Origin of the sequence: Lysinibacillus louembei (assembly GCF_033880585.1) — a bacterium.
In the GTDB taxonomy this organism is placed as follows: Bacteria; Bacillota; Bacilli; order Bacillales_A; family Planococcaceae; genus Metasolibacillus; species Metasolibacillus louembei.
The window spans coordinates 1700549-1724021 of the sequence record NZ_CP137624.1; the positions used below are offsets into that span (position 1 = coordinate 1700549).

The following is a 23473-nucleotide window of genomic DNA, read 5'->3' on the forward strand; positions in this document are numbered from 1 at the left end:
AAGGTGGTGCAAAATGGAGCAAATTACGAAAAATCTACTTGCTGGGATGAATCCGCAGCAGCAGGAGGCAGTAAAAGCAACAGAAGGCCCTTTGTTGATAATGGCAGGGGCAGGTTCTGGAAAAACACGTGTATTAACACATCGAATTGCTTACTTAGTAGTAGAAAAAGAGGTTTATCCTTCTAAAATTTTAGCTATTACTTTTACGAATAAGGCAGCGCGTGAAATGCGTGAGCGTATTGATCATTTGCTCGGCAATGGCACTGGTGAGCGTATGTGGGTATCAACATTCCACTCCATGTGTGTAAGAATTTTGCGTCGAGATATTGATAAACTAGGCTTTTCGAAAAGCTTTTCAATTTTAGATAGCTCAGATCAATTAACGGTAGTGAAAAATGTATTGAAAGAGTTAAATATTGATCCAAAGCAATATGATCCTCGTGCGGTGTTAAGTACGATTAGCTCAGCAAAAAATGCTTGTATTACAGCAAGTCAATTTCAAGCAAACATGAATCCTCATAATCCATTTGAGAAGGTAGTCAGCCAAGTGTACGAAGGCTATGAAAGAAGGCTGCGCATTAATCAGTCACTAGATTTCGATGATTTAATTATGACAACAATTAAACTGTTTGAAAAAGTACCAGAAGTACTGGAGTTTTATCAAAATAAATTCCAGTATATACACGTGGATGAATATCAAGATACTAATAATTCCCAATATACGCTCGTTCAGCTATTAGCAAAAAAATTCCGCAATATTTGTGTAGTTGGTGATTCCGATCAATCTATTTATCGTTGGCGTGGTGCAGATATTACAAATATTTTATCATTCGAAAAGGATTATCCTGACGCAAAGGTGATTATGCTAGAGCAAAATTATCGTTCAACAAGGCGTATTTTACAGGCGGCGAATGAAGTAATTGAAAACAACGAAAGCCGCTATAAAAAAACGCTACGTACAGATAATGATGAAGGCGATAAAATTGTTGTCTATAAGGCATACAATGAAACAGATGAAGCACAATACGTTGTACAAACGATTCAACAGCTAATTCGTAAGGAAGGTCGTAGGCTGGATGATTTCGCTATTTTATATCGTACGAATGCACAGTCACGTGCGATGGAGGATGTGCTGAAAAAATCGAATATGAACTATCAAATTGTTGGTGGTACAAAATATTATGATCGCAAGGAAATTAAAGATTTGCTAGCGTATTTACGATTAATTGCCAACAACGACGATGATATTTCATTAGCGCGCATTATTAACGAACCGAAGCGCAGTATTGGTGCTACATCTTTTGAAAAAATGGCGCTTTATGCATTGCAGCAGGATCGATCGATTTTTGATGCGATGCAGGAGCTTGTTTTTATAGGCTTAACAGGAAAAGCGGCAGCATCAGCGGAAAAATTTTATGAGCTGATTAAAGATTTATCAAATAAACAGGACATACTTACAGTAACAGAGCTTGTAGAGGAAGTGATTGAGCGTTCAGGCTATCGCCAAATGCTACAAAGTGAAAAAACGATTGAAGCACAAAGTCGTTTAGAAAACGTTGAAGAGTTTTTAACTGTTACGAAAGCGTTTGAAGAGCGCAGTGAGGACAAATCGCTTGTGGCATTCTTAACAGATTTAGCGCTTGTTGCGGATATTGATTCATTGGATGAGGAAGAGAAGGCGAAAGGTACGATTATTTTAATGACAATGCACGCAGCAAAAGGTTTAGAGTTTCCTGTCGTTTTCATCATTGGGATGGAGGAAAATATTTTTCCGCATTCACGCGCAATGGAAAATGAGGAGGAGATGGAGGAAGAGCGGCGCCTCGCGTATGTTGGCATCACAAGGGCAGAACAGCGCCTTTACTTAACAAGTGCAAGCTCACGAACGATCTTTGGCCGCTCTAGCTATAATTCGGTTTCTCGTTTTATTGATGAAATTTCTGACGGTATAGTGGAGCATACAAGTAAGGCAGGTGGCTATACACATACAGAGGATTTGCCATTTAGAACGAACCGCTACGACCGAGCACCTCAATATCGAGCTGCACAAAAATCGACTTCGCGCATAACACATCAGCAGGCAACAGATGGAGATCAGCATGGCTGGAAAGCGGGAGATAAAGCAGTTCATGGGAAATGGGGTACAGGCACGGTTGTAAGTGTAAAAGGTGCGGGAGAAAATACAGAGCTTGATATTGCCTTCCCACAAATAGGGATTAAACGGTTGCTTGCGAAGTTTGCCCCTATTACAAAGGCGTAGGAGGAAACCACATGACGGATATTGAAAAACGAATTGCTGAGTTAAATACATTATTACATGACTATAATTATGCCTATCATGTATTGGACAAACCAGCTGTGCCAGATGCAGTGTATGATCAGCTGTTACATGAGCTGATTGCATTAGAGGAAGTAAATCCTTCTTTTATTTACCCAGATTCCCCTACACAGCGAGTTGGGGGAGCGGTGCTTGAAGGCTTTCAAAAGGTGACGCATAACCATCCGATGCTAAGTCTTTCAAATGCATTTAATGAAGAAGGCTTACGCGATTTTGACCGTAAAGTACGACAAGCAATTGGCGATCATTTCTCTTATATTTGCGAATTGAAAATTGATGGCTTAGCAATTGCGCTACGTTATGAAAACGGGGTATTTGTACAAGGAGCAACGCGTGGAGATGGTACAGTTGGTGAGGATATTACAGCAAATTTAAAAACAATCCGAGCGATTCCTCTTCGTTTAAAGGAGCCTGTAACGATTGAAGTACGCGGTGAAGCATACATGCCGAAAAAATCGTTTGAAGCTTTAAATAAAGCACGTGCCGAAAAAGGCGAGGAATTATTTGCAAATCCACGCAATGCGGCAGCAGGTTCTTTACGCCAGCTAGATCCAAAAATTGCAGCAAGCCGTCAATTGTCTACATTTATTTATTCGGTTGGGGGAGATGGTGAAGTTTATGGCTTAGATAGTCATGGTGAAATGCTGGATTATCTTCAGCAATTAGGCTTCCCCTCCAATCGTGAGCGTCAAGCATGTGCAACAATTGAGGAAGTTTTAACGTTTATACAATTATGGACAGAAAAGCGCAATGATTTAGCTTATGAAATAGACGGCATTGTGATAAAAGTAAATCGCTATGCTCATCAAGATGAGCTTGGCTTTACGGCAAAAAGTCCGCGCTGGGCAATTGCTTATAAATTCCCTGCAGAAGAAGTTGTCACGACATTGCTTGATATTGACTTAACGGTAGGGCGAACAGGTGTAATTACACCGACAGCTATTTTAGCTCCAGTTCAAGTAGCAGGTACCACAGTGGCAAGAGCATCCTTGCATAATGAAGATTTAATTCGTGAAAGAGATATTCGTATTGGTGATACGGTCATTATTCGTAAAGCTGGAGATATTATTCCAGAAGTAGTCGGCGTGCTATTAGAGCAACGTCCAGAGGATGCTGTTCCGTATGCAATGCCAACAAATTGTATTGCCTGTGATAGCAAATTGATTCGTATTGAAGGTGAAGTGGCGCTACGTTGCGTTAATCCAACATGTCCAGCACAAATTGCAGAAGGCATTAAGCATTTTGTTTCTCGCAACGCAATGAATGTGGATGGCTTAGGAGAAAAAGTCGTAGAGCAGCTATTAAGAGAAGGCTATATTCGAAATGTAGCAGACCTTTATTTATTGCAAGTAGAGCAGCTAATTGAGCTAGAGCGCATGGGACAAAAATCCGCTAGCAATTTAGTCGAAGCGTTAGAGCGTTCCAAAGAAAACTCTTTAGAGCGTTTATTATTCGGTTTAGGTATTCGCCATGTCGGTGAAAAAGCGGCAAAAATTTTAGCGGAGCAATATGAAACGATGGAAGCTTTAATGGCAGCAACGGCGGAGGAATTAACGGCGATTCATGAAATTGGCGACAAAATGGCAGATTCAGTCGTTAGCTATTTTTCCAATGAAGATGTCCAGCTTCTTATTGCACGCTTAAAAGATGTAGGCGTTAATATGAGCTATAAAGGGAAAAAAGTGCAAGTTGAAGTCGGCGAAAATCCATTTGCAGGAAAAACAATTGTGTTAACGGGAAAATTATCACAATTGACACGAAACGAAGCAAAGGCGAAAATAGAAGAGTTAGGTGGCATCGTCTCAGGAAGTGTTAGTAAAAAAACAGATCTTGTAATCGTTGGGGAAGACGCAGGCTCAAAGCTTGAGAAAGCGCAAAGCCTAGGGATTGAGATATGGGATGAAGAGCGCCTAATCGAACAATTTCAATAGTAAAGGGGCTTGACTGATGACTCGATTTCGCTGGGTATCGGTGCTCGTAGCAGCAGCTATATTAGCTGGCTGTACACCTTCCTTCAAGCAAAGCACGGAGGTTGTGCAGCAGACAGACGATGCAGAAGAAGCAGAAACAACACATATTACAAGCAGACAATTAAGTGAAAATTATTATAGGACATTAACACCTTATAAAGAAAGTGCGAGCAGAGGCTTAATTGTCTCTAATATTTATACGAAATATGACGTAAAAGAAGTAGAAAATGGCTTGATGCGTATTTCACAAAATGTTTTTGAAACAGATAAATACTTTTTCCAAGAAGGACAGTACTTATCCGCAAATACGGTAAGCTACTGGCTTGCACGTGAAAATCAAACAACGGACAAAGGTGAAGATCTACAAGGCTTAAACCCGTCTAGTTTAGATGCGAATGGCAAGGAGCTGGCGCCAACTGTTAAAGCTGTAGAGGCACCTGTTTATTTAGCACATATTGTTGAGCAAAATTATTTAACGATGACAGATGATAATAAAGTGAAGCTTGGTGGTATGTCAATTGGGCTTGCGCTCAATTCGATTTACTATTATCAAAAGGAAAAGTATGGGGAATATTTTGAGGAACCAATTCCTAATGAAAAGCTAGAGGCAGCAGCGAAGGAAATAGCAGAGGAAGTTGTAGCTCGCCTACGCACACGCTCAGAGCTTGCAGATGTACCAATCGTTATAGGGCTATTTAAGCAGCAGCCTCGAAATTCCATTGTACCAGGCACTTATTTTGCCTATAGTGTGGTAGATAGCGGGAAAAGCGGTCTAGGTGAGTGGCAAAAAATTAACGAGGCATATGTGACGTTCCCAATGAGCTCGCCTGTGGAGACATATCGTGAAGATAATGATAAGTTCCAAAACTTTAAGCAAGACATCGATAAATATTTCTCTAATTTTACAAGTGTTATCGGTACAGGCTTTTATCAAAATAACAAGCTTCAAAATTTAGAGGTGGAAATTCCGATACAGTTTTATGGTACAACGGAAATTATTGGTTTCACACAGTATTTAACAGATGTTATGCTTAAGCAATTGCCTAGCGATGTAACAATTACAGTGAGTGTGACATCGGTTAATGGACCAGAAGTATTAATCAAAAAGGAACGCAATAGCGATAAGCCTTTTGTCCATATTTATGAATAGTAGCAAATAGCAGTTGTATGAGAATGTGATTTTACAATGTATCACTTCTCATGCAACGGTTTATTATTTTCTCTGTTAAATAACGATGTTCTAAGCAGACATAGGCTTTTGGACAGCCCTGCTCATTTTACGAGGAGTATCTGTTATTTTTGCTCAAACTTATGATTTTCATTATGAAAAATGTTATGATAACACGTATGGTTAACTTTATTCGGAGGTGTAAATAATGGCTAAACTAACAAAAGAGGAAGTAAAGCATGTTGCTCATTTAGCACGACTTGCGATTACGGAAGAGGAAGCAGAAAAGTTTGCAGAGCAATTGGGGAAAATTACTGATTTTGCAGAGCAGCTAAATGAATTAGATACAACAAATGTTGAGCCAACATCACATGTTTTACCATTGGTCAATGTATTGCGTGAAGATGTTGCAGGTGAAGGCTTAGCGCGTGAAAAAATGATGCTAAATGTCAAGGAACAAGAAGCAGGACAAGTAAAAGTACCGTCAATTTTAGACTAAAAGACATCATTTAAATGAAAATGTAGGAGGACTTTACAGATGACGTTATTTGAGCGTTCAGCACATGAGCTGCAAGAAAGCTTACATAAAGGCGATCTAACAATCGCTGATTTAACAAATGAAGCATTCGCACGCATTGAAGCATTAGATGGGGATGTACAATCATTTTTAGCATTAAATAAAGAGCAAGCAACTGCACAAGCGGCAGAATTAGATAAAGTGCCTTTCGCGGAGCGTGGACCATTATTTGGTTTACCAATCGGTGTAAAGGATAATATCGTGACAGAAGGCTTAGAAACAACATGCGCCTCTAAAATTTTGGAAGGCTTCATGCCAATTTATGATGCAACAGTTGTGAAAAAGCTACGTGAAGCAGGCATGGTTACAGTTGGGAAGCTAAACATGGATGAGTTCGCAATGGGCTCTTCGAATGAAAACTCTTATTATAAAACGACAAAAAACCCTTGGAACCTTGCACACGTACCAGGCGGCTCTTCAGGTGCATCAGCAGCATCTGTTGCTGCAGGAGAAGTACCTTTCTCATTAGGCTCTGATACAGGTGGTTCGATTCGTCAGCCAGCCGCTTATTGTGGCGTTGTTGGAATGAAGCCAACATATGGTCGTGTATCACGCTTTGGTTTAGTAGCATTCGCATCTTCACTTGATCAAATCGGTCCGATCACGCGCAACGTACGTGATAATGCATTATTATTAGAAGCTATTTCGGGTGTGGATGCAAATGACTCAACATCTGCGAACGTGCCGGTGCCAAACTATGCAGCTGCATTAAATGGCGATATTAAAGGCTTACGTATCGCTGTACCGAAAGAGTTTTTAGGTGAAGGTGTAGGCGAGGCTGCACGTCAATCTGTATTAGATGCACTAGAAGTATTAAAAGGCTTAGGTGCAACAGTGGAAGAGGTATCGTTACCGCATTCTAAATATGCATTAGCAGCTTACTACATTTTATCGTCATCAGAAGCATCATCAAACCTTTCTCGCTTCGATGGTATTCGTTATGGCTTCCGCGCTGAAGGCGTGAAAAATTTAATGGAGCTATATAAAGAAACACGTGCACAAGGCTTTGGTGATGAAGTAAAACGCCGTATTATGCTTGGCACATATTCATTATCAGCAGGCACGTATGATGCTTATTATAAAAAGGCACAACAAGTGCGTACGTTGATTAAAGAAGACTATGATAAAGTATTTGCAGACTTTGATGTGATTATCGGTCCTACATCGCCAACACCAGCATTTAAAATTGGTGAAAACATTGATGACCCAATGACGATGTATGCAAATGATATTTTAACAATTCCAATTAACTTAGCAGGTGTACCAGCGATTTCAATTCCATGTGGCTTTGAAAATGGTCTGCCATTAGGCTTACAAATTATCGGTAAGCATTTTGATGAGGAAACAATTTATCGCACAGCTTATGCATATGAGCAAGCAACAGACTTCCATAGCAAAACACCTCAAATTTGGGAGGTAAAATAAAATGAACTTTGAAACAATTATCGGTTTAGAAGTGCACGTTGAGTTAAAAACAGAATCCAAAATTTTCTCAAGCTCACCAAACCATTTTGGTGCTGAGCCAAATACAAATACATCGGTTATCGACTTAGGCTATCCAGGCGTATTACCTGTATTGAATAAAAATGTTGTGGACTTCGCGATGCGTGCAGCACTTGCACTCAACATGGAAATCGAGCAAGAAACAAAATTTGATCGTAAAAATTATTTCTACCCAGACAATCCGAAAGCTTACCAAATTTCACAATTTGATAAGCCAATCGGTAAAAATGGCTGGATTGAAATTGAAGTAGATGGCTACAAAAAGCGCATCGGTATTACGCGCCTTCATATGGAGGAGGATGCTGGTAAATTAACACATGCGGATGGCTACTCTTTAGTTGACTTTAACCGTCAAGGGACGCCATTAGTGGAAATCGTTTCTGAGCCAGATATTCGCACACCAAATGAAGCATATGCCTACTTAGAAAAATTAAAATCTATTATTCAATATACAGGCGTGTCGGATGTACGTATGGAGGAAGGCTCGCTGCGCTGTGATGCTAACATTTCATTACGTCCATATGGTCAAGAAAAATTCGGTACAAAAACAGAATTGAAAAACTTAAACTCCTTCAACTTCGTGCGCAAAGGTTTAGAGCATGAGGAAGTACGTCAAGCTGAAGTATTGCGTGCTGGTGGCGAGATTGAGCAAGAAACACGCCGCTTTGATGAGAAAACAGGTAAAACAATTTTAATGCGTGTCAAAGAAGGCGCGGATGATTACCGCTACTTCCCAGAGCCAGATTTAGTGCGCTTATCGATTGATAACGAATGGTTAGAGCGCGTAAAAGCGTCTATTCCAGAGCTGCCAGATGCACGTAAAGCTCGCTACGAATCTGAGCTAGGTCTAACAGCTTATGATGCGGCAGTGCTTGTTATCAATAAGGATATTTCCGATTTCTTTGATGCGACAGTGGCAGCAGGTGCTGATGCAAAGCTAGCAGCAAACTGGTTAATGGGCGATGTATCTGCATACTTAAATGCAGAAGGTAAGGAATTAAAAGATACAGCGTTAACACCTGAAAACTTAGCAGGTATGGTGAAGCTGATTTCCGATGGGACGATTTCATCAAAAATCGCGAAAAAGGTATTCACGGAGCTTGTTGCAAACGGTGGCGATGCAGCGAAAATCGTTAAAGAAAAAGGCTTAGTACAAATTTCTGATCCTGCTGTTATTTTAGGCTTTGTTACAGAAGTGTTAGATAATGACACAAAATCTGTAGAAGACTTTAAAGCAGGGAAGGACCGCGCAATTAAAGCGATGCTAGGTCAAATTATGAAAGCATCTAAAGGACAAGCAAACCCTCAGCTAACAAATCAAATTTTATTAGAAGAGCTTGCGAAACGCTAATTAACATTGCTGAGCTGTCGAGAAAGTTAATACTTTCCCGGCAGCTATTTTAAATGGAATCAATTAGTTGTGAAATTTTAGGAAAAGATGCAAAATAGAAAATAAAAGCACTAGGGAGGAATCTAACAATGAAAACAGAACAACAATATTTTGATGAAGCGATTTCGATTGCACAATATATGAACGAGATGTCAACATTAAAAGAAGAAAGCTTTGCTATTTACAATCAATTCACTGTGCCAAAAGATGCATTTATTGAGCAATTAAAAAATAGCGATGTGCACATTTTAGCGATTACGGAAGACTGGTGTGGCGATGCCATGCTCAACAATCCAATCGTGCGTAAAGTGGCAGAGGCAGCAGGCTTAGACATGCGTGCAACATTGCGCGATGCAGATACAGATTTAATTGATCAATATTTAACAAATGGTGGTCGTGCAATTCCAATTTATTTACTATTAAACGCAACAGGCGAAGTTGTAGGGAAATGGGGCCCACGTGCGCCAGAGCTACAGCAATTTGTGATGGATGCACGCGCAGGATTACCTGACAAAGAGGACCCAGCATTTGAAGAGGCACAAAAAGCAATGTATACGAATATGCGTCAACAATACATTGAGGATAGCAAATATTGGACATATGTTTATGAGGATTTCAAGAAAGCTGTTTCAGCAATCCTATAGGGAACGTTTACGATTGTAAAAACGTTACAATGATAGATAAGAAAATTTGAATTTGTAGGATGGTTAACGGAATGAAACGAGCACGAATCATTTATAATCCCACTTCTGGTCGTGAAGCATTTAAAAAGCATTTACCAGAGGTATTAGAAAAACTAGAAATAGCAGGCTATGAAACATCATGTCATGCAACGACATGTGAAGGAGATGCAACGGCAGCAGCTAAGGCGGCTGTGGAGCGACAATTTGATGTGGTGATTGCCGTTGGTGGCGATGGTACACTAAACGAAGTAGTAGCAGGTATTAGCGGCTTTGACAAGCGCCCCAAACTCGGCTTAATTCCGATGGGAACAACGAATGATTTCGCACGCGCTATCCATATCCCACGTAAAATTGATGAGGCAGTAGAAATTATTGTCAAAGGCGATACATTGCCTGTGGACGTTGGCATATTAAATAATGAGCGCTATTTCATCAATATTGCGGCAGGCGGACGAATTACAGAGCTGACATATGAGGTGCCAAGCAAAATGAAAACGGTGCTAGGTCAGCTTGCCTATTATTTAAAAGGTATCGAAATGATTCCCTCGATTAAGGCGACACATATGAGAATTGAAATCGATGAGGAAGTGTTTGATGGTAATGCAATGATGTTTTTATGCGGCTTAACGAACTCGGTAGGTGGCTTCGAAAAAATTGCGCCAGATGCTTCAATCAACGATGGGCTATTTACAGTGATGGTACTGAAAGAATGCTCAATTACCGATTTTATTAAAATTGCTTCTTTAGCGTTGCGTGGGGAACATTTGAATGATGAGCGTGTCATTTATCGCAAAGCAAATAAAGTAAAAGTCACATCGGATGACGAGGTGCATTTAAATTTAGATGGGGAATACGGTGGCGATGCGCCAGCAACATTCCAAAATTTAAAGCGACATATTGAGATTTTTGTTCCAATCGAGGAAATTCGTGAGGAAGATCGAGTTTAGTAAGGTGTTGGGGAAGTAGGCTAAAGTCTGCATATCCCAATACTTTTTTCATGTAGCCCTCTATTTTTTTCTAGACTATATAGATTATAATGACTACAATACATACTATTTTGAGGGGGAACGGTAATGATTTTACATTATACATGCCCTAGCTGCGCTGGAGATATGAATTTTGATGCAGATACAGGAAAGCTAACATGTCAAAGCTGTGGTAGGCAGGATACGATTGAAAACTATCCAGAGGAATTGATTAAGACGACCTTTGAAGACAGTGAGACGAACGAATATCATTGTAATAACTGTGGAGCAGTGCTTATTACGCTTGCAGAAACAACGGCGACAAACTGTAGCTTTTGTCAATCAGCAGTCGTTATTGCAGATCGTTTATCTGGCAGCTTAGCACCATCAAAAGTGATTCCATTTACAATAAGCGAAAAGGAAGCAGTAAAGGCCTTTAAAAAATGGTGTCGTCGAGGCTGGCTAATGCCGAAGGATTTTATGATGTCTGAGCGCGTTAAAACAATTACAGGAATGTATGTGCCATTTTGGCTTTATGATATTAACAGTCAAGCAAAGGTAAAGGCAGTTGGCACGGTTGTGCGCACATATTCAAAAGGTGATTATAATTATACCGAAACAAGCTATTTCGATGTAATGCGTGAAATCAACTTAAACTATTCAAAAATTCCAGCAGATGCCTCTGAGAAAATGAATGATGAGCTAATGGATAAAATCGAACCGTTCCCTTTTCATGAACTGAAGGATTTCAAAACACCTTATTTAGCAGGCTATATTGCAGAGAAATATAATTACACAGATAAAGAAATGCTACCTCGCATTGAAAAGCGAGTACAGGAGTACGCAGATAAGTATATCGCTAGTGAGTTGAGCAATTATAGCACAGTTAGCTATAAGCAGAAGAATGTTAATATCAAACAAAAAAATAGCGCTTATGTGCTGCTGCCTGTATGGATGATTTACCATGACTACAACAATTCGGAATATATTTTTGCAATGAATGGTCATACGGGCAAGGTAGTAGGGAAGCCACCAATTAGTAAAGGAAAGGCGGCTGCTTGGTTTGGTGGAATTGCAGCAGGCACGTTTATTATACTGAAAGCTATTGCAACATTGATAGGGGAGGGCTATTTATGAGTATGCTGAAAAAATGTTTCGCATTTTTTATTTTACTAGTGGCTTTATGGCAGCCTTCTGTATTTGCTGAATCTACTAATCAAACGCAATATATTTTTGATTATGCCAACCTTTTAACAACAGAGGAGAAAAAAGAAGTAGAGGCTTTGGCGAAGGAGCTTAGTGCAGATTATAAAACAGCCTTTATCATATTAACTGTTAATGGAACTGATGGTAAGGGAATCGAGCAATATATGGGCGATTTTTATGATAATGAAGCACCAGGCTATAATAAGCCACATGGCAATACAGTGATGATGTCCATTGATATGCAGGAGCGTGATGTCTTTTTATCAGGCTTTAAAAAGGGAAAAGCTTATTTAGATGATGGGCGTTTAGCGTATATTCGTGAGCAAATAACACCAAGCTTATCGGCCGGTGATTATTATGAGGCATTCAGCCAATTTATTATTGAGTCACATGACTATATGAGCTATGGACCAGACGGTATTATATTCCAATGGTGGTTTCAATGGGGGGTAGCGCTTTTATTGGCAGCGCTTGTTGTTGGGCTGATGGCTTATAGCTCAGGTGGTAAGATGACAACAACAGAGCGTGATTATTTTGATTCTAATGGTTCGGGTATTACAAAAAAGCATGATCGCTATTTACGCACAACTGTCACAAAAACGAAAAAGGCTTCAAGCAATTCAGGTGGAGGCGGAAGCAGTGGCGGTGGCACAACAAGTGGCGGACACTCCTATAGCGGTAGCGGCGGAAAGTTTTAAAAAGGGCGTTGTGAAATGCAATGTATAGCATTTCACAACGCTCTTTAGTTTTAGTAGTCGTTTATTGATAGCTCTGTATGACCATTACCTTGAATAACTTGTAATGCTTCTTTTTCATTTTCAACAATTGGGAAGATTTTATCGCATTGTGAAATAGCGAAAAGCTTACGTACGAAATTATCTACAACAATAATGACGATTTTTTTATTTTGTATCGAGACTTTTTTGGCAAAATTGACAATCATACCAAACCCTGTACTATCAATATTTTTTACACGACTCATATCTAAAATAAAGCCGAGCTCCGCTTGTAAGCTTTGTGCTTGCAGCTGTTTTTTTATTTCTTCAATTAATCCGTATTCTAGGTTTCCTGTAAAGGCAATAGAAACATAGGTAGATTTATCTGTTATTTGCACGGTAGCTATTTTTTGTTCCATTGTATACCTCCTATTTAAAGCTGAAATTTATTTACTTCTTCACGCAAACGATCAGCAATTGTCGCTAAATGTGCTGTGCTTTCAGCCATTTCTGCAACAGTAGCGTATTGTTCTTCAGAAGCCGCTGCAATTTCCTCTGAGGCAGCAGCTGATAGTTCAATAATGCCTGAAATATCGTAAATGGCATCTTGAACATTATGAGAGTTCGTATTGACAGTTGTGAAGGCATCTTTCATTTGTGCCACACCTGTCTCCGTTATACTTGTTTTCTCAACAATCTCCTTCAATGCTTCTCCACCCTGATTAATAATAACAACTTGCTCCTCAACCGCTGATAAATTACTTTCCATTGTACGAACAGTTACAGCTGTTTCTGCTTGAATATCTTTAATCAGCTCTGTAATTTGCTGTGCTGCTTCTTTCGATTGTTCAGCTAAAACGCGTACCTCCGATGCCACGACAGCAAAGCCTTTGCCATGCTCTCCAGCTCTTGCAGCTTCAATTGCTGCATTAAGAGCTAATAAATTCGTTTGATCAGAAATATCTGTAATGACTGTAATAATGCCACCAATTTCCTCTGAGCGCATACCTAGCTTTTGAATAGAGTCCGTTGCATAGCTAACCGTCTCTGTCACAGTACCTAAATGTTGAATCGCTTTACTAATTGCCGCCTCACCTTCAAGCGCAATATGTGTAGACTCTTTAGCATGGTTAAAGCTTTCCTCAGCATTGAGTAAGCTGCTATCGACTTGGCTAATTGTATTACGCATCATATTCACAATATGCTCAGCTTTTTCTGCCTGTGTTGTAATACCAGCAGCTACATCATTCATCGTTGTAGCAATTTGGCTTGAAGCCTCATTTGTTTGCTGTGATGATTCCGCTAAGGCAAGAGAAGAGCTAGCGATTTCATTAGCGTTTTGAGCGACATTTGTTACTGTTTCTGTTAAACGCTCCTTCATATTGTGGAAGGCAACAGCTAAATCTGCAATTTCATCATTACCTCTTGCTTTTAATAAGTCGACCTTCAAATTTAAATTTGCGAGCTCATTAGCATTGTTACGCAAAACATTAATCGGTGTTACAATAAGGCGCTGCATAATAAAGCCAATAATAATGGTAATGACAATCGCAATAACTAAAGAAATGACAATATTTTCAATGGCAGATGCTGTTGCAATTTTTGTGTAAGGTGCTGTTGGAACCGCAACAGCCCAAATACCTATTACTTCGCCATTTTTATTTAAAATAGGATCATATGCAGCCTGGAATGGGTCTCCTAGAACAGTTGCTGTACCAAGAAAGCGCTCTTTGTTATTTAGTACAACCTCTGCCACAGCATCAGAAACCTTTGTCCCTAATGCACGTTCTTCATTTTCGATAATCGTTGTTGAAATACGTGTGTCATTTTGAAATATAGACATGACGTTTCCATTTGTTAAATCGCTAATTTGATCGGCAACCTCATAGTTCTCTACCATGTTGACAGAGCCTTTATAAAGATTACCGTCAATAATATCCCAATCTCCAGGAATACTAGAATCAAGTGCATAATAGCTTAATTGCACATCTGACATTAATTTCTCATTAGCACTTTCTAGTAAGTTTTTCTTTGTCACATAATAATTGACGCCACCTAAAATACACGCTAATAATAAAATACAAGTAAAAATAACGATATTGACCTTTTTACGAATTGACCACTTCATTATGTAGAAGCCTCCTAATCGAATAAACTTTTCTTAATGCCAACTAAAAATTGCGAAGTAGCTAATTGCTCAAACCATAGCTGATCTACCATATGAGCGATAAAGAAGAAGCCTCGTCCGCGGTCGGAAAAGCTCATTTCCTCTAAATTTGGCTCAATAATAGATTGCCACTCTTCAGGCGGGATGCCCTCAGCAAAATCAGTTACTGTAATTTGAATTTGCGCATCATGCCATAGAATGTGCAATTGAATATCTTCTTGCCTATTTGCCTTGTTCATTGCTTCAACAGCATTAATGATAAGCTCATGGGTGACAAAGCAAATTTCTTGAGCATTTGGAATGCTATAAAGCTCGGTATAGTTTACCATTACTTGATCAATAAAAAATATGGACTGCTGACAAGGAGCTACATGCAGCATCATTTCCATCAATAATCACCACACTATAATGTAATTGTAATTGAAACAATGGTTATATCATCCTCAAATTGCTGGTCTGCTAGCTCGTATTTTTGGGCAAATTTTTGCAATGCGTAGCTGTTGCTTTGTGATGCATAGGAATGAAAGAAATGTAAATCTATTTCCTCGTCATCCTGTAAGGTTAGCAAGCCATCCGTATATAAAATGATGCGATGCCAGCCAGTTAGTCGCACGCGCTTTGCCTTCACTTGAATAGCTGGAAACAGTCCAAGAATAGGAGAGTTAGCTGATAAAGCAACAGTTTCTCCATATTTGCCAAACAGGACACCTGCTGGATGTGAGGCATTGACATATTGCAACGTGCGATTTTTTTTATCGATGAGCATATAAACCGCTGTTACTAAAAAGCTATCTAAATCATCTGTCGAAAACAATTCATAAATTTGCTTGTTAAGCTCTGTTAGGACAGATACTGGATCTATTAGCGTTGTGATAATCCCTTTTAATAAGGAGCGAATAGACATTGTAATTAACGATGCAGCAATGCCATGCCCCATCACATCAAACAACATAACCGCTGTTAAATCTTCATCTAGCGAAAACCAGCAGTACATATCGCCACCAAGTGTTTGCGATGTAATATAAAGCCCATCTAGCTCAATATGCGGTAATGATAACGCAGGCGATAATGAATTTTTTTGAACATTTTTGGCAATGGCTAAATCCTGCGCTAATTTATATTGATGCTGTTTGCGAAGCTTTGTTTCCGCATCATATTTTAACGCAACTTGCACACGCGTTTTAAAATGAGTGAAATCGAATGGCTTCAAGATAAAATCAAAGATACCTACTTCAAACAGCCGGTCGAGAATAATAGGCTTTTCATAGGAGGTGGAGAGAATAATAGGTGCATCACACCATTTCGTTAAAGCCTCAATTTTCTGACAATGTTCTTCGCAGTTATTTAAATGCAATTTCGCATCATAAACAATCAATTGGATATCTTCTTTTAAAAATAGATAATCAAATTGAATTGCAGACTCCGCTGTTGTAAAGCAATGGATATTCATTAGTTCAATACGATTGAAAAATTTCTGAAGTCTAAGGATATCATTACTAACTGAGCCGATAATTAATACAGCCATTTGCTCTATACTCCTCGGAAATGTAATCTAAAGGTTCTATTTCCATTATACTATATATCCATGTCAGACAGACAAAACAAATTAGAATATTTTGCGTCTCTAGCATGCAAAAAGGTTGCGTGCTACAATAAAAGCATTGAAATGGAGGATTTACAATGACTGCACCAGTAATGAAAAATGACCGCTTGACGGTAACGATAGAGGATTTAACACATGATGGTAATGGTGTTGCAAAGGTTGATGGCTACCCATTATTTATTGCAGGAGCACTGCCACAGGAGCTTGTACAAGTGCATGTACTAAAAGTGTTAAAAAATTATGGCTTTGCAAAAGTGTTGGAAATACTTGAGCCTTCCGCTGACCGAGTAATAGCACCGTGCGATTACTTTGTGCAATGTGGTGGCTGCCAGCTACAGCATTTGTCTTATGAGGGGCAATTAAAATGGAAGCAGCGCATGGTTGAAAATGTGATGAAGCGCCTTGGTAAAATCGATGCACCTGTATTACCTGTTAAAGGAATGGACGAGCCGTGGCATTACCGCAACAAATCACAAATTCCATTTGCACAAGGCGAAATAGCACCAATCGCAGGCTTTTACAAAACAAAATCACATACAATCGTTGATATGGAACGTTGCTTAATTCAAACAGCAGAAGCAGATGTTATAATGGCTGACTTCAAGCGCGAATTAACAGCATTAGGCATTCGTCCTTACAATGAGGAGGCACATAAAGGTATGCTGCGTCATGTCGTAATTCGTAAAGGACGCACAACAAATGAAGTGATGGTTGTAGTCGTGACAACAGCACGTAAATTCCCACAAGCAGAAGCCACAGTGGCAAAAATTCGTGAGCTTGTACCGAATGTCACATCCATTGTCCAAAATATCAACCCAAACAAAACCAATGTGATTTTTGGTGATGAAACAGTGACACTATGGGGCAAGGATGTCATTGAAGACACAATTGGCGATGTGCGCTTCGAAATTTCCGCACGCTCATTTTATCAAGTGAACCCAATCCAAACAGAGGTGCTTTATAAGCAGGCGCTAGACTATGCACAGTTAACAGGCAATGAACGTGTCATTGATGCGTACTGTGGCATTGGTACAATCTCCTTATTTTTAGCTAAAAAGGCAAAGCACGTAATGGGCGTAGAAATCGTACCACAAGCCATTGAAGACGCTAAGCGCAATGCTGAGCTAAATGGCTTCACAAACACCTATTTCGAAGCAGGCCCAGCAGAGGAAATTATTCCACGTTGGTATAAGGAAGGCAAGGAAGCGGATGTGTTAGTCGTTGACCCACCACGTAAAGGCTGTGATGAGGCACTATTAAACACAATTATCGAGCAAAAGCCAAAGCGCGTTGTCTATGTTTCCTGCAATCCTGCCACATTAGCACGCGATTTACGCATCTTGGAGGATGGCGGCTATCAAACACAGGAAATTCAGCCTGTTGATATGTTTCCACATAGTACGCATTGTGAAGCAGTTGCACTGTTGGAATTAGCTTTGTAAAAGGAGGATGGGGTCTTAGCCCATCCTCTTTTTTGTACAGAAAACACCCACCTTCACAGCTAGCAAGATGAATGCATATATTACTTTTGAGCCCTAAAAAATCTGGACACAAATACGTCAAGGCTTAATGGTTTATTTCTAGAAGCCTGTGGAAAATTATACTATTAATATATATAATGAACATATAAGGAGATGAGAAATATATGAGAGATAAAAGTACTATTTATATCCCTGAAAACCCTGTTTCAAGATTTCTGTTTAGTGATACTCGTTCCGCAATCATTTGGTTAATTATTCGTCTTTATGTTGGGTACACATGGCTAACTGCAGGCTGGGGTAAAATCCAGAACGATGCATGGGTTGGTGAAAATGGCGGGAAAGCAGTTGAAGGATTTGTAAAGGGTGCACTTGCTAAATCACAAGAAACAGCAGATGTAGCTGGATGGTATGCAAGCTTTCTAGAAAATAGTGTGCTTCCACATGCAAAGCTATTTTCGTTCGTTGTTGCATATGGTGAGTTTTTAGTTGGTCTAGGTTTAATTGTCGGTTTATTAACGGGCATTGCAGCTTTTTGCGGTGCATTGATGAATGTGAGCTTTTTATTTGCAGGAACATTAAGTATCAATCCGTTGCTATTCATCCTTGCAACATGGTTAGTGCTTGCTTGGAAAGTTGCTGGCTGGTATGGTTTGGATCGTTGGGCTTTACCAAAGCTAGGTACACCTTGGAGTAAAAAGATAGGTTAAATTATATTTATAGGTAAAACGTTCTCTAGATTTTAGGAGAACGTTTTTTTAATAGGGCTGAGGACAAACATGGCTGTTAAGAGTGAGCAGAAGTGAATGGACACACAGTTATAACGACATATAACCGTGCATATATTGGTGAGAATGTAGGTATAGGAGGTAGAGGAATGAACGACAGAAATGCTCCCAACGAGATGAACAATCGAAGTTGGCAAGGCGGCTCGCAGCCATCGCGTTACTCGCAAACAGTAGGGGACCGTGGTCCAATTTTAGAACAAGACACTATGTTGCATGAAAAAAATGAAACTTTTATCCACGAGACAATACTGGAGCGACCTTTACATGTGAAGGGCTTCGGCGCTTTTGGCTACTTTGAGACACATCACTCAATGACGCCTTACACGAAGCTTAGTTTCCTACAGCATCCAGGGCAAAAAGTACCTGTTGCTGTCCGCTTTTCGTTAGCGTCTAGCAATAAGGGAACGCCAGACACTTCACGCAATATACGTGGCTTCTCAACTAAATTTTATACGGATGAAGGCATTTTTGATTTAATATGCAACCATATTCCCGTATTTTTGCTAAGGGATCCGATGCGGTTTTCAGAATCAGTTCGTGCTTTTCAGCCATCGCCAGTCAACAATATGATGGACCCCAATCGGTTCTGGAGCTTCTTTGCAACTACGCCAGAGGCAACGCATTTCGTTCTGCGGTTGTACTCTGATGAGGGGACAATCAAGAGCTTTCGTCATATTCCAGGTCACAGTGTGAGCACATACGTATGGAAAAATGCGCAGGATGTGCGCTACTATGTGAAATATAGCTGGATTCCACTAGCTGGCGAGCAGTATATTGATAGCCAAGAAGCAGCTCAGCTTGCCTGCGAGAATCCAGATTATGCAGGCAAGGATCTCTATGACACGCTAGCTAAAGGAACGCCAGTCGAATACGGGCTGTTTGTACAGCTGATGAATCCACAGGATGAGACTACATTAACGTTCGATCCACTAGACGATACGCAAGTGTGGGATGTGCGACAATATCCGTTGTTGCCAGTTGGCAAGATGGTGCTGAATCGAAATCCAGAGAATTTTAAAGAACAAGTTGAGAAGCTAGCCTTTTCACCTGCGAATCTGTTAGAGGGCGTAGAATTGACAGATGATAGAATCCTTCAAGGTCGTGCCAATATTTATTGGGATTCACAGCGCTACCGTCTAGGACCAGACTTCCGGAAGATTCCAATTAACCGTCAGGCAAATTGGACGCCAGAATCTGAAATTACAAGTGGCGCTGGCCGCTACGTAGCAGGACGACTCGTTCGTACTAACACGCCGAAAGCGGATGATTTCACACAGGCAGGGCAATTTTATCGCTCGTTAACGCCTGTAGGTAAGGAGCACTTAGTTGATAATCTTGCAGCTGGTCTTACACCTGTCTCACCAGAAATAAAGAGAGTTGTGTTGGGCTATTTAAACCAAGCAAGTCCAGATTTAGGAGAACGCGTTGCTCGACAGATTGCAAAAGGGTAGCATACAATAATCAGGAAACCTAGCTGTCTCAAAGCAAGACACTAGGTTTTTTGGTATTATGAAAGAAATTTTACTAGCATATAGGAGTGATACGATGTTTTTCTTAACAAGTGCACGACAAGAGCTATTTAATGTAGCACATACATATCCATTTGGAGAAAATATTGATGCTGAATTCGAACAATATTTATATGAGAATTTAGCGAATTATATCAATATTATTCCACCCGTATTTCATGCAGAAATACGTGAGCGAACTTTATTTCAAAACGATGCTTTAATGAATAATTTTAGAGAATGGTGTAATATCACGATTGAGCAATTTACAGTTAAAAGAGAGGCTATTTATGAGAAGCGTGAAGCGATTGTTGAACGCTTTAATTTGTCGGCACAAACAATGTTTTTAAAGTCATTTCATGATGGTGAGATTTTAGATGCTAGGCAGCAAGGAAATCAATTTACACTTTTATTAGATATGCGTGGTGGCTTTACAACCGAGGCAATTGTACAGCTAGTTTTTTATGATGCCCAAACAGAAGGAGAGCTTGCAGGTTATTATGTGTATGATGAGCTAGTAGAAACGGAAAATGGCTTTGCACTACGCGTTCTCTCTAGCTTCGGCAGCCCTTATGCAGAGTGGACGATTTACTTCAATAATGTTACAGCAAATTACCTATATCGCCCCGCGGCTTATATTGAATCAGGAAACATTACTACATGGGATGACTATGTTGCTACGCTAAACCGAGACGACCATTACTATATTATAGAAAACAATAGCTTGATAGAGGTTGATTTAGCTAAATTTTCACAAAAGGATAAAGGGATTTTTGCTGGGGAGCTATTACTAGGTAGGACTTTTAATGAGGCAAAAGAGAGGATTTATTGTGCTACTTATGAAGACCCTTATGCCTATTTTAGTGAACCTATTCCAGTTGATGAATTGCAAGGTGCTATGTTTAATTCAGACAAAACTATACAAACACGTGCCTTCAACACAATTTTTACATTGGGAGAGGATGTAGCAAATATTGTGAATAATGTACTGCGTAAAGCGAATGTCAATAGCGCTGAAGAAATGTATTTCCGGATTATGGCGAGTCATTTTGAGCAACTTGGGTGTTTAGAGGATGATGTGATAATGAAATGGATGAAGGAATAGGGAGGCAGGTCATACTAAATTCAGCAAATAATCGGCTAGCTTTAAAAGCCTCGAAATCAATACTGATAAAATTAAGAATTATAACGTAGAAGTTGTATAGCGTTCATTAATGAAAATAGTAAACATTACTATTTTCTAAAAAACTATTTACAAAACGTAATTATTACTATATAGTTTTAAAACGTAAACATTACGTTTTAAGGAGGAGTTACAATGAATAAAAAATGGTTTATGCCATTTGCAGCTGCTGCACTGGCTGTTGCTTTAGTAGCATGTCAGGAAGAAACAAAAGAAAAGGAAGAGGCGACTGAAGTTGAGGACCATAATCATGATGATCATCATGACCACAACCACGATCATGCAGAACTATCCGAAAAAGATAAACAAATTTCTCAAGGCTATTTTGAAGATAGCGATATTACAGATCGCCCATTAACAAATTGGCAAGGTGAATGGCAATCTGTTTACCCATACTTGCTAGATGGCACACTGGATGGCGTGCTAGAGCATAAAGCTTACCATGGTGATAAAACAGCTGAGGAGTATAAGGAATATTATAAAATTGGCTATGCAACAGATGTTACACAAATTGATATTGCGGATAAGACCATGACATTTTATAAGGATGGAGAAGCTGTTATAGGAACATATGAGTATGATGGCTATGAAATTTTAACATACGAAAAGGGCAATCGTGGTGTTCGCTATATATTCAAGCAAGTAGACGACAGTTCACAAGCACCAAAATATGTTCAATTTAGCGACCATATTATTTCAGATCAAGCATCAGGTCATTTCCATATTTACTTTGGCGATGATCGCGCAAAGTTGTTAGAGGAAATGGATAACTGGCCTACATATTATCCAAAAGCGATGTCTGGTGAAGAAATTGCTGATGAAATGGATGCACATTTGCATTAATAGGTCCCTGTTTTAATGGACTATAGGGGAGCTATCGGGAAGACATTTCCGATAGCTTTTATTTGTATATAAAGCAGTCAAATGGAGAAATGAAACTTTTTATAAATACAAAACGTAAAGGTAGTGATTAGAAGAGGAGGTAGATTTTACTTGAAAATAGCGCTATGGATTATTGCTGGAATTGTGGCAATCCTCGTTTTCGTTGTAGGAATAAAGGGATACATGCTTTATAAAGAATTTAAAACATCTAATCCTGAGTATATTATGGAGTTTGTAAAAGAGCATGCTGCGAATGGCGATGTTGCGATGTCTATTCAATACAATGATGAAAACTGGGTGAATGTAAATGAAAATGAACGCCTGCCTTTAGCCAGTACAGTAAAAATTATTTTAGCGATTACATATGCGCAGCAAGCAGCAGAGGGAAAAATCAATCCAAAGCAACTTGTCAGCGTAGCGGATTTAAATAAATTTTATTTACCTAAAACAGACGGTGGTGCACATGAGGCATGGCTAGCGCAGATGCCAAAAGAAGATATGGTACCACTAGAGGAAGTGGTAAAAGGTATGATTGCATACAGCTCCAATGCAAATACCGATTATTTAATGGATGTGCTAGGTATGGAAAATATTAATAATACTTTGCAGCAGTTAGAGTTATCAAAGCATGATGTAATTTATCCAATAACCAGCGTTTTATATATTCCTAGTCAATTGATGCAGGAGCAAAACCTGTCTAGTAAAGAGCTGGTAGAAGCGATGCAAGCGATGGATATGGAGGAGTACCGCAATAGAGCGATAGCGATTTATCACCAATGGCAAACAGCTCCATTGTCTAAGGAAGAAAAGGAGCAATTGCTTAAAACGTTATCGATGGATATACAAAAAGTATGGTCGGATCGTTTACCTGCCTCCACGACAAAGGACTATGTTGCCATTATGGAGAAGCTTAATAATAAATCCTATTTTAGTGAGGAGGTTTATCAATATTTAGATCCCGTTATGGAGCAATTAATGGAAAGCCCTACTAATCGTGAATTATTTAAACATGCAGGACAAAAAGGCGGATCGACAGCATTTGTTCTTACAATTGCTATGTATGCAATGGATCAACAACAAAATAGGACAGAGCTAGCCTTTTTCGCAAACAATTTATCTGTATTAGAGCAGGCAAAGCTGGAAAGAAATTTGAATAGCTTTCAATTGAAATTTTTAACAGAAGAAGTGTTTCGTGAAAAGGTGAAACGTGAATTAGGTGGAAATTAAATTTAATTAACAGGCTAGCCCCAAATCTAAAGGGCTAGCCTGTTATTTTTGGTCCCGAATTTCTCAATGAAGCCCGATTCGACCTTTTAAAAGTAATATTGCTGTTGCAGTTTTTATTACA

At 39.4% G+C, this 23473-nt stretch carries 20 protein-coding genes; 16 read left to right on the top strand and 4 right to left on the bottom strand.

The window, feature by feature from the left end:
- The first annotated feature begins 13 nt into the window (after positions 1-13).
- The 10 genes from pcrA (at position 14) to R6U77_RS08490 (ending at position 12498) form a co-directional block, all read left to right on the top strand.
- Positions 14-2260: a DNA helicase PcrA gene (pcrA, locus tag R6U77_RS08445; protein ID WP_319838139.1), complete on the top strand. Its 2247-nt coding sequence runs from the start codon at positions 14-16 to the stop codon at positions 2258-2260.
- 11 nt (positions 2261-2271) lie between these two features.
- Positions 2272-4269 (top strand): NAD-dependent DNA ligase LigA, encoded by a 1998-nt coding sequence (gene ligA / locus R6U77_RS08450; protein ID WP_319838140.1) that lies wholly within the window; start codon positions 2272-2274, stop codon positions 4267-4269.
- Positions 4270-4285: 16 nt separating this feature from the next.
- Positions 4286-5458: a CamS family sex pheromone protein gene (locus tag R6U77_RS08455; RefSeq protein ID WP_319838141.1), complete on the top strand. Its 1173-nt coding sequence runs from the start codon at positions 4286-4288 to the stop codon at positions 5456-5458.
- A gap of 226 nt (positions 5459-5684) precedes the next feature.
- Complete coding sequence (gatC, locus tag R6U77_RS08460) at positions 5685-5975, top strand: Asp-tRNA(Asn)/Glu-tRNA(Gln) amidotransferase subunit GatC (protein WP_293923867.1); 291 nt, start codon at positions 5685-5687, stop codon at positions 5973-5975.
- Positions 5976-6014: 39 nt separating this feature from the next.
- Entirely contained in the window at positions 6015-7478 is a 1464-nt protein-coding gene (gatA, locus tag R6U77_RS08465) for an Asp-tRNA(Asn)/Glu-tRNA(Gln) amidotransferase subunit GatA (protein WP_293923864.1), read from the top strand.
- 1 nt (position 7479) lies between these two features.
- A complete protein-coding gene (gatB, locus tag R6U77_RS08470) occupies positions 7480-8907 on the top strand; it encodes an Asp-tRNA(Asn)/Glu-tRNA(Gln) amidotransferase subunit GatB (protein WP_319838142.1) in 1428 nt (475 codons plus the stop codon).
- Positions 8908-9035: 128 nt separating this feature from the next.
- Positions 9036-9590: a thioredoxin family protein gene (locus R6U77_RS08475; RefSeq protein WP_319838143.1), complete on the top strand. Its 555-nt coding sequence runs from the start codon at positions 9036-9038 to the stop codon at positions 9588-9590.
- Positions 9591-9661: 71 nt separating this feature from the next.
- Positions 9662-10576, top strand: a complete 915-nt coding sequence (locus R6U77_RS08480; protein WP_319838144.1) for a diacylglycerol kinase — start codon at positions 9662-9664, stop codon at positions 10574-10576.
- A gap of 126 nt (positions 10577-10702) precedes the next feature.
- Positions 10703-11731 carry a TFIIB-type zinc ribbon-containing protein gene (locus tag R6U77_RS08485; protein WP_293923852.1) on the top strand — a complete coding sequence of 343 codons (1029 nt, stop codon included), beginning with the start codon at positions 10703-10705 and terminating at the stop codon, positions 11729-11731.
- Positions 11728-12498: a TPM domain-containing protein gene (locus R6U77_RS08490; protein WP_319838145.1), complete on the top strand. Its 771-nt coding sequence runs from the start codon at positions 11728-11730 to the stop codon at positions 12496-12498. The genes R6U77_RS08485 and R6U77_RS08490 overlap by 4 nt, the downstream gene beginning before the upstream one ends.
- Before the next feature lie 50 nt (positions 12499-12548).
- Here the strand turns inward: R6U77_RS08490 and R6U77_RS08495 are convergent, their stop codons facing one another.
- The 4 genes from R6U77_RS08495 to R6U77_RS08510 are packed head-to-tail and all read right to left on the bottom strand — an operon-like array spanning position 12549 to position 16208.
- Entirely contained in the window at positions 12549-12935 is a 387-nt protein-coding gene (locus R6U77_RS08495) for an STAS domain-containing protein (RefSeq protein ID WP_319838146.1), read from the bottom strand.
- 14 nt (positions 12936-12949) lie between these two features.
- The gene (locus R6U77_RS08500; protein WP_319838147.1) at positions 12950-14644 is read right to left on the bottom strand and encodes a methyl-accepting chemotaxis protein; all 1695 of its coding nucleotides are present in this window, start codon (positions 14642-14644) and stop codon (positions 12950-12952) included.
- A 14-nt stretch (positions 14645-14658) separates the two neighbouring features.
- On the bottom strand, positions 14659-15072 hold the full coding sequence (locus R6U77_RS08505; RefSeq protein WP_293923840.1) for an ATP-binding protein: 414 nt from the start codon (positions 15070-15072) through the stop codon (positions 14659-14661).
- 14 nt (positions 15073-15086) lie between these two features.
- Entirely contained in the window at positions 15087-16208 is a 1122-nt protein-coding gene (locus R6U77_RS08510; RefSeq protein ID WP_319838148.1) for a SpoIIE family protein phosphatase, read from the bottom strand.
- Between the two features lie 155 nt (positions 16209-16363).
- Here R6U77_RS08510 and rlmD point away from each other — a divergent pair, with 155 nt between their 5' ends.
- The 6 genes from rlmD (at position 16364) to R6U77_RS08540 (ending at position 23352) form a co-directional block, all read left to right on the top strand.
- A complete protein-coding gene (rlmD, locus tag R6U77_RS08515; RefSeq protein ID WP_319838149.1) occupies positions 16364-17728 on the top strand; it encodes a 23S rRNA (uracil(1939)-C(5))-methyltransferase RlmD in 1365 nt (454 codons plus the stop codon).
- A gap of 203 nt (positions 17729-17931) precedes the next feature.
- Complete coding sequence (locus R6U77_RS08520; protein ID WP_319838150.1) at positions 17932-18474, top strand: DoxX family protein; 543 nt, start codon at positions 17932-17934, stop codon at positions 18472-18474.
- Positions 18475-18668: 194 nt separating this feature from the next.
- Positions 18669-20003, top strand: a complete 1335-nt coding sequence (locus R6U77_RS08525) for a catalase (RefSeq protein ID WP_406601102.1) — start codon at positions 18669-18671, stop codon at positions 20001-20003.
- A gap of 94 nt (positions 20004-20097) precedes the next feature.
- A complete protein-coding gene (locus R6U77_RS08530) occupies positions 20098-21165 on the top strand; it encodes a DUF4085 family protein (protein ID WP_319838152.1) in 1068 nt (355 codons plus the stop codon).
- A 213-nt stretch (positions 21166-21378) separates the two neighbouring features.
- Positions 21379-22086, top strand: a complete 708-nt coding sequence (locus R6U77_RS08535) for a metal-binding protein ZinT (RefSeq protein ID WP_319838153.1) — start codon at positions 21379-21381, stop codon at positions 22084-22086.
- 150 nt (positions 22087-22236) lie between these two features.
- Positions 22237-23352, top strand: coding sequence for a serine hydrolase (locus R6U77_RS08540; protein ID WP_319838154.1), 1116 nt, complete (start codon positions 22237-22239; stop codon positions 23350-23352).
- Positions 23353-23473: the final 121 nt, after the last annotated feature.